Source organism: Streptomyces sp. NPDC050508 (assembly GCF_040655155.1).
GTDB lineage: Bacteria > Actinomycetota > Actinomycetes > Streptomycetales > Streptomycetaceae > Streptomyces.
The window spans coordinates 210,498-223,999 of sequence record NZ_JBFAJJ010000017.1 but is presented as its reverse complement, the minus strand read 5'-3'; the positions used below and the strand labels follow the sequence as shown (position 1 = coordinate 223,999).

Here is a 13,502-nt window from a genome sequence, read left to right as displayed (position 1 = left end):
AGCGTCCTTGTCGTGGACGACCGGGGCGCCGGGGCGCATAGCCTCCTCCGGGTCGAGGACCGAAGGGCACGGCCCCGGGGAAAAACCACGAACCGCCGAACTACTGGGTGCGGATCACGATCGAACCGCAGACCTTGTCCGCGAACGTCTGACGCTTCGCGTCCCACGCCGGCCACAGCCAGCCCAGGTAGCACGCGATGGAGTCCAGGAAGTGGGCGAGGCGGCGGACGAACGCCATGCCGACACCGAGCGGCTGGCCGTCGGCCTCGCGGACCAGGCGGATGCCCAGCGCCTTCTTGCCGACGGTCTGGCCGGTGCGGCCCTCCTGGATCAGCTGCCAGATGGCGATGCCGATAAGGATGACGAAGCCGATGCCCATCACGGCTGCGTTGCCGCGGCCGACTATGACGATGATGTACGGCACGAGGAACACGAGTCCGTCGACGAGCGTGCCGAGGAAGCGCTGACCCCAGTTCGCGTACGGCGGCGTGGCGCCGTAACCGGCCTGCGGGGAACCGGGGTAGCCGGGCTGCTGCGGGTAGCCGTAGCCCTGCTGCGGCGGGACACCCTGGGGGGCGCCCTGCGGGTAGCCGTAGCCCGGCTGGCCGTGCGGCTGGCCGAAGCCCGGCTGCTGCGGGTTCTGCGGCTGCCCGTAGGGGTTGTTCGCGTCGTAACTCATGGCTGGAATTCCTCCGTTGGCAATGCGGGGACGATGCGGATTGCGCGGAGGTACATCACGAAATGAGCGGTTTGCCCCCCAACACGGACCGCGATACTGCGGCGCTCATCGTTCTCTTTCTGGCGATATTTTGTCCAGTCGCCTTACGTAGGCGTTGTGTAAGTGCAACATCCTGATCATTGGGTACCCGGATTGGTACCAAGAGGGCGTCATCCGCGAGGATGGAGCCATGACCGCCCAGATTCTCGATGGCAAGGCCACCGCAGCCGCGATCAAGTCCGATCTGACCGCCCGCGTGGCGGCGCTGAAGGAGAAGGGCGTCACGCCCGGCCTCGGCACGATCCTGGTCGGGGACGACCCCGGCAGCCAGAAGTACGTCGCCGGCAAGCACCGGGACTGCGCCCAGGTGGGCATCGCGTCCATCCAGCGCGAACTGCCCGCCACCGCCTCGCAGGAGGAGATCGAGGCGGTTGTGCGTGAGCTGAACGAGGACCCGGCCTGCACCGGGTACATCGTCCAACTCCCGCTCCCCAAGGGCATCGACGAGAACCGCATCCTGGAGCTGATGGACCCCGACAAGGACGCCGACGGGCTGCACCCGATGAACCTCGGCCGCCTCGTCCTGAACGAGCCCGCCCCGCTGCCCTGCACCCCGAACGGTGTCCTCACCCTGCTGCGCCGCTACGGCGTGGAGATCAAGGGCGCGGAGGTCGTGGTCGTCGGACGCGGCGTCACCATCGGCCGTCCCATGCCCCTGCTCCTCACCCGGCGCAGCGAGAACGCGACCGTGACCCAGTGCCACACGGGTACCCGCGACCTCTCCTCGCACCTCAAGCGCGCCGACATCATCGTCGCCGCCGCCGGTTCCGCCCACCTGATCCGGCCCGAGGATGTGAAGCCGGGCGCCGCCGTCCTCGACGTCGGCGTCTCGCGCAACGCCGACGGCAAGATCGTGGGGGACGTCCACCCGGGCGTCGCCGAGGTCGCCGCCTGGATCTCCCCGAACCCCGGCGGCGTCGGCCCGATGACCCGCGCCCAGCTGCTCGTCAACGTGGTCGAGGCGGCGGAGCGCAGTGTCGCCTGACAGCAACCCCGGCAAGACCGAGGGCACCCACGAGACGACGGACGAGACCACGGACCAGACCACGAACGGGACCACGGACGGGACCACGGACGACCTTGAGGTGACGGACGCGGTCAGCGCGCCCGACGCCCAGGGCATCGCCCGTCGCACCACGCGCCGCTTCCCGCTCTTCACCCGGGACACCGCCCGCCCCGAGGGCGGCGGCCGGGCCGCGTCCGGCGCCGCCCCGGCACCGGCCCGCCAGTGGCCGATCCTCACCGTGCTCGGCGCGGTCGGCCTCGGCCTCCTGCTGACCGCCTTCGACGTGTTCCGCTACGGCACGCTGCTGATCGGCGCCGCCCTGCTGGCCGGCGCGGTCCTGCGCTGGGTGTTGCCGGACGTCGGCATGCTCGCCGTACGCTCCCGCTTCACCGACATCGTCACCTACGCCGTGCTCGGCCTCGCGATCGTCCTGCTGGCGATGATGGCGCAGCCGAAGCCGTGGCTGGTGATCCCGTTCCTGAAGGACACGCTGCACTACACGGTCAACACCAACTAGCGCCCGGCGTACGGCAGTACGCGACACGACGGCGGCCCGTCCCCTCCCCCGAGCAAGGACGCGCCGCCGTCTGCATTCAGCGTGCTGCACCCCGAGCGGGCTGTTCAACGGCTGTCAGTGCGCTGTGGCACGGAGGTGACCGTTTCGCTACGGGGTCCGCACCGCACCGCGACGAGGGAACCGTTCCCCTTCCGACGTCGTCATTTCGCTCGGAGCGGGCGGGCGAGTGAGGGCGTGGTGGAGGCAGTGGGCGCGGTGGCGGCGGTGGAGGTCCGATGAGCGGCTGGCAGCCGCTGCCGGACGAACTGCCCGCGGAGGTACGGCACTTCGTGGAGCAGCTGCGCCTCCTCAAGGACCGCACCGGGCTCAGCCTGGCGGCGCTCGGCGCGCGCACCGCGTACAGCAAGTCCTCCTGGCACCGCTATCTCAACGCCACCCAGCCCCCGCCCCGACAGGCCGTCGTCGCCCTGTGCCGGGTGGCGGGCACCGACCCCGAACGCATCGGCGTGCGCTGGGAGTTGGCGGTCCAGGCCTGGCCCCGCCCGGCGGCGCTCCCGGAGAAACCCGAGGGCGCGGACGAGTACCGGGAGGATCCGACGCTTCCGTGGTGGGACACCCCGCCGGAGGGGACGGAGGAGAACGAGCACCGGCCCGGCGGACGACTGCTCCGGTACGCGTTGTTGCTGTTGCTTTTCATGGCCCTCACAGTCGTCGTGGGAGCCGTTGCCCTTGGGTGATCAGAGGAGTGCGGGGCGCACGGGAAACGCCGGTGTGCGTCCGGTGTGTCGATGTATTGACAAGTTCGCGGATTTGCAACGAACCCGACCAACAACAGCGTTAGCGTGGGCAATTCAGGGCAGAGGGCACCAAGAGCACGGGGGAGCAGTCAGTACGCAGCAGGGGGAATGAGGGGGGAAGCAATGCCTCGTTGGAGGGCCTTGCCGGATGAACTCGATCCGCAGGTCAGGGAGTTCGCGAGCCAGTTGCGCCGGCTCGTGGACCGCAGCGGCCTGAGCATCGCGGCGGTGGCGGACCGCACGGGCTACAGCAAGACGTCCTGGGACCGTTATCTCAACGGCCGGCTCCTCGCACCGAAGGGCGCGATCGTCGCCCTGGCCGAGGTCACCGGCACCAATCCCGTCCATCTGACCACGATGTGGGAACTGGCCGAGCGCGCCTGGAGCCGTTCGGAGATGCGGCACGACCTGACCATGGAGGCGATCCGGATCTCCCAGGCGCGCGCCGCGCTCGGGGAGTTCGGGGCGCCCCCGGCGAACGTACAGAGCGGCACGGCACCGAGCGGCAAGGCACCGAGCGGCAAGACGGCTCGCCAGGGCGGCAGTGTCACCGCGACCCCGGGGATCGCGGGCCCGGCGGGTGTGTCCCCGACGGTGCCGCCGCAGCCGACGGCGCCCGAGACCGACGTACGGGAAAGCGCCTCGCAGGTCGGCAACTCGTGGGGGATCGCCGGGTATTCGGGTCCCCGGCAGTCCGGCGGCGGGAGCGGTTCCGGGGCCGGACCGGCGGCTGTGCAGCGTGAGCCCGAGGCGCCGGTCGCGTCCGGTGAACCGCCGCAGCCGCCCCGGCCCGGGCGGCCCGACGGTGCGGGCGGTGCCGGGCGGCGGCTGCTGATGTTCGGTGCCGGGGTGGTCGGGGTGCTGGTCGTGATCGCGGCCGTGTTCCTGCTCACCCGCCACGGCGGCGGGGACAAGAAGACCACGGTCACGCACACCTCGTCCTCGCCGTCCGTCAGTACGAACCCCGACCTGCCGGCCGGAGTGAAGTGCGCGGGCGCCGGATGCACCGGCAAGGACGCCGAGGCCATGGGCTGCACCACGGAGGCGGGCGCGGTGACCACCGCCAAGACCGCCACCGTCGGTACGACCGTCGTCGAGGTCCGCTACAGCAAGACCTGCGGCGCCGCCTGGGGCCGTATCACCACGGGGGTGGCGGGGGACTCCGTCCAGGTGAGTGCGGGGACCGCCAAGGAGACCGACACCATCACGGCGACCGGCGACGCCATCGCCTACACCCCGATGGTGGCCGTGAAGGACGCCGGCGAGGCGAAGGCCTGCGTGACGCTGGCATCGGGGCAGAAGGGGTGCACCACCTAGGGGCTCACGGGCTCAGGGGCTCAGGGTCTGTGGGGATTCTGTGTATGTGGGGAATGCCTGGCCCGGTTTCGGGCAGGCGGGAAGTACCCCCACGGGAGTCCGGCCCCCCGGTACCCCCCTCACGGCGGTCGTCCGGTGTTCCTCTCCCGAGCCGGACGGCCGCCTTTTCCGTGTCCCGGTCCCGACTCTGTTCTCGCCTCTGTGGGGTGGGCCACACGGACCCGGGAGTCCGGGATCGCGGATGCGCGATAGCCTGACCGGTGGATCTCTTGACGCCAAGAGATCGATCATTTGTACGTCCCGCACCCCGGGGCAGTGCCGCCCCACCGCCAGCTGTCATAACGGAGAACGCCATGACCCGCACTCCCGTGAACGTCACCGTCACCGGCGCGGCCGGCCAGATCGGTTACGCCCTGCTCTTCCGCATCGCCTCCGGCCAGCTGCTCGGCGCGGACGTGCCGGTCAAGCTGCGTCTCCTGGAGATCACCCCGGCGCTCAAGGCTGCCGAGGGCACGGCGATGGAGCTCGACGACTGCGCCTTCCCGCTCCTCCAGGGCATCGACATCACGGACGACCCGAACGTCGCCTTCGCCGGCACGAACGTCGCCCTCCTCGTCGGCGCCCGCCCGCGCACCAAGGGCATGGAGCGCGGCGACCTGCTCTCCGCCAACGGCGGCATCTTCAAGCCGCAGGGCAAGGCCATCAACGACAACGCCGCGGACGACATCAAGGTCCTCGTCGTCGGCAACCCGGCCAACACGAACGCGCTCATCGCGCAGGCCGCCGCCCCGGACGTACCGGCCGACCGCTTCACCGCGATGACCCGCCTCGACCACAACCGCGCGCTGACCCAGCTCGCGAAGAAGACGGGCACCACGGTCGCCGACATCAAGCGTCTGACCATCTGGGGCAACCACTCCGCCACCCAGTACCCCGACATCTTCCACGCCACGGTCGCCGGCAAGAACGCCGCCGAGACCGTGAACGACGAGAAGTGGCTGGCCGAGGAGTTCATCCCGACCGTCGCCAAGCGCGGTGCCGCGATCATCGAGGCCCGCGGCGCGTCCTCCGCGGCCTCCGCCGCCAACGCCGCCATCGACCACGTCCACACCTGGGTCAACGGCACGGCGGACGGCGACTGGACCTCCATGGGCATCCCGTCCGACGGCTCCTACGGCGTCCCGGAGGGCCTCATCTCCTCCTTCCCGGTCACCACGAAGGACGGCGTCTACGAGATCGTCCAGGGCCTGGACATCAACGAGTTCTCCCGCGCCCGCATCGACGCGTCGGTGAAGGAGCTGGAGGAGGAGCGCGAGGCGGTCCGCTCCCTCGGCCTCATCTGAGCCACCCGCGGGCGCCGTTCGCCACGGCTCTGTCACGGGCTTGCACGGGCCCTGTTCCGGTTACGACCGGAGCGGGGCCCGTTCCCTGTTTCCGCCGCTAACTTCGGAAGAAGCACAGGGTGGGACGAATCGGGGGTTTCGTGATGAGTGACTGGGACCGTTTTGCCGGGGAACGTGGGCCGAGCGAGGAAAGAGGGCAGGCGCCCTGGTCGGTGTGGTCGACCGCGGAGACGCAGACCGCACTGACCCCACCGGCATGGGTGTCACCGCCGACTGCTGTTCCTCTGCCGGTTCCGGCTCCCGCGTCCGCTCCCGATCGCCGGGCCTGGCGGCTGGTCCTCGCGGTGGCTCTCGCGGTGGTCCTGGGGGCGGGTGCCGGTGGCGGGGTCTGGTACGTCACGCACGGCCGCGGCACGCACGCCCACGTGGCCGCGACGGCGAGCGGATCGTCAACGGCGGCCCGGTCGTACCGAACCGCCCACGATCCCACCGGCTACACCGTCGAGGTCCCCAAGGGCTGGACCCGTACCCAACGGCAGGGCGCGAAGGCCCCGGTGGTCACCTACGACTCCCCGGACGGCACCCGCCGCCTCCAGATCTTCCGCATCTCCGAGAACTCCCCGGCCGAGTCCCTCGACCTCGCCGAGAACGACCCCGGCTACGGCTTCACCCGCCAGCCCGGCTACCGGGTCATCGACCGCGCCTCCGGCCCCACTTGGGCCGAACTCACCTACCGCTACGACGACCAGGACAAGGGCGCCCGCCGGGTGATCGACCACCGCTTCGAGACGGCGGACGGCTCGCTGTACGCGATCCGCGCGAGTGGTGCCGCGTCCCTCGATCCCGCGCTGATCCGCGCGCCGCTCACCGCGGCGCTCGGCTCGTTCTGCCCGACGGGGGCGAACTGCTGACTACTCCAGCCCCTTCTTCCCCGGCGCCCAGAACGGCTTGGTGAGGACGGAACGCCGGTCCCAGCCCAACTCCCGTACGAGCACCTGCCGGACCTGCTGGACGGCACGGGCCTCCCCGGCGACGTAGGCGATCCCGCCCGGCTCGGGGGCGAGGTCCAGCACCGCGTCCGGGAGGGAAGTCCCGCCCCTGGTAAGCCAGTTGAGGCAGTCGGAGTGCGCCAACGGCAGCCGGTCCCCGTCCGACTCCGTCTCCACGCAACCGGAGACGCGTGCGCCCTCGGGCAGCGCGGCCAGCATCGCCCCGAAGGCGACAGAGGCCGTCTCCTCCCCGACGAAGACGTGGTGGGCGGCGTCGGGGCGGAGCGTGAACGTGCCCTCGGGCTTCCGCAGGCGCACCTGCTCGCCGACGCCGACGCTCTTCCCCCACCGGGCCCCGGGTCCCCCCTCGGAGTGGTCCAGCACACGCAACTCGACGGCGCCGGACGGGTCGTAGCGCCACACGGAGTACGTACGCAGGGTCAGGCCGGTGACCAGGACGCGCACCTGCTGGCCGGGGCGGACGTCGAGTCCGGCGAGTGCGTCGCTCTCGATGCGCAGGTGGCGCATGCGGGCGGTGACCGGTTCGGCGGCGGTGACGGTGCCGCGGAGTGTCACCAGGTCGAGAACGGGGTTCAGGAGGGCGGTGGGCACGGGTGACTCCTCAACTGGGGGGCACGTGTGGGGAGTTGGCGTCCAGGGGTGGCGGGCTGGACGCGATAGTACGTGTTTCTCGTCGGACGCGATAGTGCGTGTAGTGGTCGCCGTCGGCGAGGTGGGTCAACGGGCCCCGGACAGCCGCTTCTCGAACCAGTGGTCCGCGTAGACGTGGTCGACGTAGGCCGGGATCTCCGTGTACCCGCTCGCCCGGTACATCGCCTGCGCCTCCGTGAGCGCGGCGTGCGTGTCCAGTCGTACGACGGTGAAGTCGTGTTCCATGGCGGCCCGTTCCAACTCCGCGAGGATGCGGCGGGCCAGGCCGAGGCGGCGGGCGTCGGGGTGGACCCAGACGTGCCGGATCTCGCCCACGCCCGGCTCCAGCGTCCGTAGCGCCCCGCAGGCCATCGGCCGCCCCTCCTCGTACGCGACGAAGAACGCGCCCGCGTACCCGGTGACCTCCTCCGGCCGTACGAGATCCGTCTTGTCGAAGCCCTCCGGGAAGCGGGCGTCGATGTCGGCGGCGTAGGCGTCGAGGCAGCCGCGGGCGTCCTCGGTGGCGCCGTCGACCAGGGCGATCGTGATGCCGGCCAGGCGGAGGAGACGTTGTGTGGTCGCCAACGCCCGGGTCAGTTCGGTGCGCTGGGGTTCGGCGAGGGTGGCGAGGAGACCGGCGACGAGCCTGTCGGAGCGGCGGTTCTGCTCCATGACCTCGACGCGTCCGGCCTCGGTCAGCTCGATCAGGCGCAGCCGGGTGTCGTGCGGGGGCACGGTCAGCCGGACCAGGCCCTGTGCCTCCAGGGCCTTCGCCATCCGGCTCAAGTAGCCCGCGTCCAGGGCGAGTCGGCCGCGCAGTTCCCGCAGTGAGACCCCGTCGCCGATCTCGAAGAGCAGCCGGGCCTCACCGAGCGGACGGTCCTGGCCGAGGTAGTGGTCGTCGAGTGCGCCGATGCGGCGGGTGAAGTAGCGGTTGAAGCGGCGGAAGGCCGCGATGTCCTCGGCCGACACCGGCTCCGTCGTTGCGTCCGTGACTGGCTCCATATTTCTTTGACTTTAGTCAAAGGAGTTGGTGGAGTCCACCATGCTGCGGGGCAACTCTGGTCCCTCTATGCTGATTCTTTGTCAATTAGCTGCTGGGACACGGTTGTTCAGCAGGGTCAGTCCACGCATCGGGGGAGTCGCGTGAGTACCGCTTACGTGCCGCAACAGCCACAGCCGGCCGCCAGCACAGGGGTCCCACCGGGACCGCCGCCCACTCCGCCGCACGCCAGCGAAGCCACCCGGCTGCTGTGCGCGGGCACGTATCTGGACTCCGGGTACCGCGACCGGGTCATCGACGAACTGCACCTCAACGAGCAACGGATCGTGGCCCCTTCGCTCGGCTTCGACGCGGCCCGCGTCCTCGCCCACGCGCTGCGCGCCCGCCGCCAGGAGCTGCAGTGGGCCGGGGCGATCCTGGGCCTGTGGGTGGTGGGCTCGGTGCTCAGCGGCGGGCTGCTGGCCCTGTTCCTGATCCCCGGCGTCTATCTCGCGATCGGCGGCTGGATCAGGGGCCGGGCCCCGCGCCCGTCGGTGTACCGGCTGGTGCCCGCCTTCCTGTTCCGCTGGTGGGGGCGCTTCCTCTTCGCGTTCCTGCTGGTCTTCACCGTGGTGGTGGCCTTCGGCGGCGGCTCGGACGACTCGTCCTCGTACGGTTCGTCCTCCGGGTCCTACGACTCGTTCGGTTCCTCCGGCTCGTCCGGTCTCTACGGCGACAACTCCGCCGGCGCCTCCGACCTGCTGGTCCCCAGCACCGACAACCTCGACAGCCTGATCAAGATCTGGCAGGCCTGGGTCACCCTCGCCGTGTTCGCGCTGATCGCCCTGTGCCTGGCGGCCCAACGCGGCCAGTTCGCCCGGGCGTTGGCCGCCGAACTGTCCCCGCAGCGCTTCCCGGACGCCGCGAGCGACCCCGCCGAGCAGGGCGAGGGGCAGCGCTTCCAGCGGCTCAAGAACCGGGTCCGTATCGAACAGCACGCGCCGCTGGTCATGTACCACGAGGCGCGCCCGTTCTGCGGGGCCGGCCTGCGCTACGAGCAGCCATGGGTGCTCGCCGTCGAACTCCGGCCCGACCCCGAGAAGGAACAGCGGCCGATCAGCAACCGCACGGTCCTGGAGACGATCCGCCCCCTGCTGGCCCAACTCCGGCTCCCCGCCGACTCCGCCGCACACCTGGGGCGCGACCGGCTGCGCTGGCTGGAGATCGACGAGTGCGTGTTCCTGCCCGCCGAGGGGCTGCTGCGGCGCGAGGAGGCGCCGTACCACCCGCAGGCCTTCGAGGACCACCGGGCGCGCGCGGTCGAGGAGGGCGCCGAGAAGCGGCGGCACTTCCTGCGCGTCCGCGTCGGCGGCTGGGAGGAGGAGCTGGTCGTCACGGTGTTCGTGCGCATCCACACCCAGGGCCGCATGCTCACCCTGGAGATCGCCCCGCACGTCCTGCTCCCGGTCCGCGAGGACTTCAAGAACGCCGACCGTACGGCCCACCGCTTCCGCCACAACAACGTGCTCGGCAAGGCGGCTTGGGCCATCGCCCGGGTGCCCGGCTCCCTCGTCGGCTCCCTGGTCGTCCTCGGCCGGGGCGTGCTCTACGGCTGGCGGCTGCTCACCGGCGGGTACGCGGGCGCGCTGCCCGACGGACCGGCCCTGTCCGTACGGGAGTTGGGGTCGGCGCCGACCGGGTCCACGTTCCAGGAGATGGACGTCGAGCGGTATCTGCGCAACGTGCAGGACCGGGTCGCCAACGGGGTGAGCAACGCGCTCGCCGAAGCCGGCTATCTCACCGGCGAGTTCGTCAACAAGATCACCAACATCAGCAACAACACCGTGCACGTCGGCAATGTGGAGGGCAGCTCCGTCGCCATCGGGGACGGCGCCTCCGCCTCTGCCACCTCTCACACCACGAACTCGACGAAGGGGCCCTCAGGCAATGGCAACGGATGAACACAACGTCACCGTCGGCGACGTCTCCCAGAGCGCCGTCGCCATCGGCAGCAACGCGCAGGCCGTGAGCCACATCGGCACGGCACCGCAGCGCGACGAGGCGGCCGAGGAACTGCTGAAGGCCGTACGCGAACTGCGGGCCGATCTCACCCGGGTGCGTGGCACGGACCGGACGGCGGCGCTGGACGCGGCGCTCGCCGACACGGAGGACGAGATCACCCGCACCGGACAGGCGGCCCCGACGCGCCGCGAGCGCCTGCGGGAACTGCTCGCCGACTCACAGGCCCTGCTGACCGTGCTCGCGTCGGCGGGGGCAGTGGCCGGGCTGGTGGGACTGTGAGCGGGACCGCGAGAGGGACGCGATGAGAGGGACGCGATGAGCGGGGGACCTGGACCGCGCTACTGGAACGAGGACACCCAGCGCTGGGAGGACGGCGACGGTACGGGGGACACGAGGGGGACCGGGGCGGTGAGCCCGGTGGCTCCGACAGCTCCGGTGACCCCGCCGCCATCGCCGCCCCCGCTCCCGGACTCCGTACCGGAGTGGACCGCTGTGGACGTGCCGGGGGACACCGGTGCACCTCCCACCACCGGTACACCTCCCACCCCGCCGCCGGGTCCGGCACCCTGGCCCACCGGGGCGAACAGCTGGTACGGGCCGAGCGGCACCGGTATCGACACCGGGGCCGGTATCGACACCGGGGCCGGCGTCTGGCCCCCGTCCGAGCCGTTGATCGGTGTCGGCATGCCCGCCGCGCCACCCCGCCCCGGGATCAGCCGGCGGCTCGTCTGGTCCGTGGTCGTCGGTGCCGCCGTGGCCGGTGTCGCCGTGAGCCTGGTGCTCACCCAGGTGGTCGACCCGGGGGACGACGACGGCAAGGCCGGCGGAGCGGTCACCGCTTCGTCGTCGACACCCGGCACCTTGGAACCGACGGACGTGTCACCCTCCCCGCCGCTCGACGGCGAGACCGCGAATCCGTCCGCCTCCGCCCCCGACCTCCCCGCCGGCTACCAGTCGCACGAGGACCCCGAGCGCTTCCGGATCGCCTACCCGGACGGCTGGACCCGCTCGACGGTGGCGTCGTCGTACGGCATCGACGTGGTCAACTACCGCAGCGCGGACGGCGAACACCGGCTGCAGGTGTACCAGGTGGCGGAGGCATCCCCGGCCGAGTCCTTCGACCTCTACCTCTCCGACGAGACGCCGAAGCCGGACGGTTTCCGGAAGATCGCCCTGCAGACCCTCGACGACGGCACCCTCGCGGCCTCCCGGCTGGAGTACACGGCCGACACCCTCAAGGGCGAGCCCGACATCGGCACCTGGCACGTCTACGACGAGCGGTTCGTGGCCCTGGACGGCAACATCTACGCCATCGCCGCCTACGGCCCCGACGCGGACGGCTCGGCCGACGAGCTGGAGGTGCTCACCACGGCCCTGGCCTGGTTCTGCCCGCCCGACGCCGGGTGTTCCGTTTAGTCACCTTTTGTTCCCATGTTCAGTGACCCCGCCCACTTCCGGCCATGGATTGCGCATGCATACGGACGTCCCGGGCAGGCGCTCGCAGTCCCCGAGAGTGACAGTTAGGTGACGCTGGGGCGCTGAACAGGAACGGAAGGCAATACCGATCATGGTGGACAGTACGGAACAGCAGGCGGGGAAGACCATTCACGCGGGCGGGGAGTGGCTGGAAGCGGCCTCCGGGGCCACGCGCGAGATCATCGACCCCGCGGACGCGCTGCCGTTCGCCGTGGTCGCGGAGGGCGACGAGAAGGACACGGACATAGCCGTCGCCGCCGCCCGCGCCGCCTTCGACGGCGGTGAGGGGGCCTGGCCGCGCACGCCGGTCACCGAGCGCGCCGCCCTGCTGCGCCGCGTCGCCGCCCTCCTCGTGCGCGACCGCGAGCGGCTCGGTCTGCTGGAGAGCCGGGACGCGGGCAAGACCGTGGAGGAGGGCCGCGTCGACATCGACTGTGTCGCCGACGCCTTCCGCTACTTCGCCGACCTCGTCGCCGCCGAGGCCCCCGGCCGGGTCGTCGACGCGGGCACGCCCGAGGTGCACAGCGTCGTCGTGCACGAGCCGGTCGGCGTCTGCGCGCTGATCACCCCCTGGAACTACCCGCTGCTCCAGGCGAGTTGGAAGATCGCGCCCGCCCTCGCGGCCGGCAACACCTTCGTCGTCAAGCCCAGCGAGATCACCCCGCTGACGACGATCGCCCTGATCGACCTGCTCGTCGAGGCCGGTCTCCCGTCCGGTGTCGCCAACATCGTCACCGGGCCCGGTCACTCGGTCGGCGCCCGGCTCGCCGAGCACCCCGACGTCGACCTCGTCTCCTTCACCGGCGGTCTGACCAGCGGCACGAAGGTGGCACAGGCCGCCGCCGTGACCGTCAAGAAGGTCGCCCTCGAACTCGGCGGCAAGAACCCCAACGTCGTCTTCGCCGACGCCTGCGCCACCGAGGAGGGCTTCGACACCGCCGTCGACCAGGCCCTCAACGCCGCCTTCATCCACAGCGGCCAGGTCTGCTCGGCGGGCGCCCGCCTCGTCGTCGAGGAGACCGTCCGCGAACGCTTCGTCGCCGAACTGGCCCGCCGCGCCGCGAAGATCAGGCTCGGCCGGGGCACCGAGGACGGCGTCGAGTGCGGCCCGCTCGTCTCCGAGCAGCAGCGCGCCAAGACCGAGGCGTACGTCGCCGCGGCCCTGGCCGAGGGCGCGGTGCTGCGCTCGGGCGGCAAGCGCCCCGAGCCGACGGCGTCCCGCCCCGCCACCGGCTACTTCTACGAGCCCACCGTCCTCGACCAGTGCCACCGCGAGATGAGCGTCGTACGCGAGGAGGTCTTCGGCCCGGTCCTCACCGTCGAGACCTTCCGCACCGAGGACGAGGCGATCACGCTCGCCAACGACACCGAGTACGGCCTCGCGGGCGCCGTCTGGACCGCCGACGCGGGCCGCGCGCGCCGCGTCGCCGGACGGCTGCGGCACGGCACCGTCTGGATCAACGACTACCACCCCTACCTCCCGCAGGCGGAGTGGGGCGGCTTCGGAAAGAGCGGTGTGGGCCGGGAGTTGGGCCCTGCCGGACTCGCCGAGTACCGCGAGGCCAAGCACGTCTACCAGAACCTGGCGCCGAAACCGGTGCGCTGGTTCGCGGGCTGAGCCCCC

The 13,502-nt window shown here is 71.2% G+C and carries 13 protein-coding genes; 10 read left to right on the top strand and 3 right to left on the bottom strand.

The genetic code is table 11. The features are described 5' to 3' along the window. Nucleotides 1–100: 100 nt before the first annotated feature. A complete protein-coding gene (locus tag AB0I69_RS38265) occupies nt 101–679 on the bottom strand; it encodes an RDD family protein (RefSeq protein WP_363100348.1) in 579 nt (192 codons plus the stop codon). Between the two features lie 229 nt (nt 680–908). Here AB0I69_RS38265 and AB0I69_RS38260 point away from each other — a divergent pair, with 229 nt between their 5' ends. The 6 genes from AB0I69_RS38260 to AB0I69_RS38235 all read left to right on the top strand — a co-directional run bounded on the left by AB0I69_RS38260 (nt 909) and on the right by AB0I69_RS38235 (nt 6,669). After that, nucleotides 909–1,763 carry a bifunctional methylenetetrahydrofolate dehydrogenase/methenyltetrahydrofolate cyclohydrolase gene (locus tag AB0I69_RS38260; RefSeq protein WP_363100347.1) on the top strand — a complete coding sequence of 285 codons (855 nt, stop codon included), beginning with the start codon at nt 909–911 and terminating at the stop codon, nt 1,761–1,763. A gap of 100 nt (nt 1,764–1,863) precedes the next feature. Next, on the top strand, nt 1,864–2,301 hold the full coding sequence (locus AB0I69_RS38255) for a DUF3017 domain-containing protein (protein WP_363100365.1): 438 nt from the start codon (nt 1,864–1,866) through the stop codon (nt 2,299–2,301). Nucleotides 2,302–2,576: 275 nt separating this feature from the next. Beyond that, the gene (locus AB0I69_RS38250) at nt 2,577–3,038 is read left to right on the top strand and encodes a helix-turn-helix transcriptional regulator (protein WP_363100346.1); all 462 of its coding nucleotides are present in this window, start codon (nt 2,577–2,579) and stop codon (nt 3,036–3,038) included. Between the two features lie 201 nt (nt 3,039–3,239). Next, entirely contained in the window at nt 3,240–4,415 is a 1,176-nt protein-coding gene (locus AB0I69_RS38245) for a DUF2690 domain-containing protein (RefSeq protein WP_363100345.1), read from the top strand. 353 nt (nt 4,416–4,768) lie between these two features. Continuing rightward, entirely contained in the window at nt 4,769–5,758 is a 990-nt protein-coding gene (locus AB0I69_RS38240) for a malate dehydrogenase (RefSeq protein WP_019055650.1), read from the top strand. A 143-nt stretch (nt 5,759–5,901) separates the two neighbouring features. Then, nucleotides 5,902–6,669, top strand: coding sequence for a hypothetical protein (locus AB0I69_RS38235; RefSeq protein WP_363100344.1), 768 nt, complete (start codon nt 5,902–5,904; stop codon nt 6,667–6,669). Here the strand turns inward: AB0I69_RS38235 and AB0I69_RS38230 are convergent, their stop codons facing one another. Further along, the gene (locus AB0I69_RS38230) at nt 6,670–7,359 is read right to left on the bottom strand and encodes a siderophore-interacting protein (RefSeq protein ID WP_363100343.1); all 690 of its coding nucleotides are present in this window, start codon (nt 7,357–7,359) and stop codon (nt 6,670–6,672) included. Between the two features lie 126 nt (nt 7,360–7,485). Then, nucleotides 7,486–8,403: a helix-turn-helix domain-containing GNAT family N-acetyltransferase gene (locus tag AB0I69_RS38225; protein ID WP_363100342.1), complete on the bottom strand. Its 918-nt coding sequence runs from the start codon at nt 8,401–8,403 to the stop codon at nt 7,486–7,488. A 141-nt stretch (nt 8,404–8,544) separates the two neighbouring features. Here AB0I69_RS38225 and AB0I69_RS38220 point away from each other — a divergent pair, with 141 nt between their 5' ends. The 4 genes from AB0I69_RS38220 (at nt 8,545) to AB0I69_RS38205 (ending at nt 13,496) form a co-directional block, all read left to right on the top strand. Beyond that, complete coding sequence (locus AB0I69_RS38220; protein WP_363100341.1) at nt 8,545–10,341, top strand: hypothetical protein; 1,797 nt, start codon at nt 8,545–8,547, stop codon at nt 10,339–10,341. Next, on the top strand, nt 10,328–10,681 hold the full coding sequence (locus AB0I69_RS38215; protein WP_363100340.1) for a hypothetical protein: 354 nt from the start codon (nt 10,328–10,330) through the stop codon (nt 10,679–10,681). The genes AB0I69_RS38220 and AB0I69_RS38215 overlap by 14 nt, the downstream gene beginning before the upstream one ends. Before the next feature lie 36 nt (nt 10,682–10,717). After that, on the top strand, nt 10,718–11,818 hold the full coding sequence (locus tag AB0I69_RS38210) for a hypothetical protein (RefSeq protein ID WP_363100339.1): 1,101 nt from the start codon (nt 10,718–10,720) through the stop codon (nt 11,816–11,818). Nucleotides 11,819–11,969: 151 nt separating this feature from the next. Further along, a complete protein-coding gene (locus AB0I69_RS38205) occupies nt 11,970–13,496 on the top strand; it encodes an aldehyde dehydrogenase family protein (RefSeq protein WP_363100338.1) in 1,527 nt (508 codons plus the stop codon). The last annotated feature ends 6 nt before the right edge of the window (nt 13,497–13,502 follow it).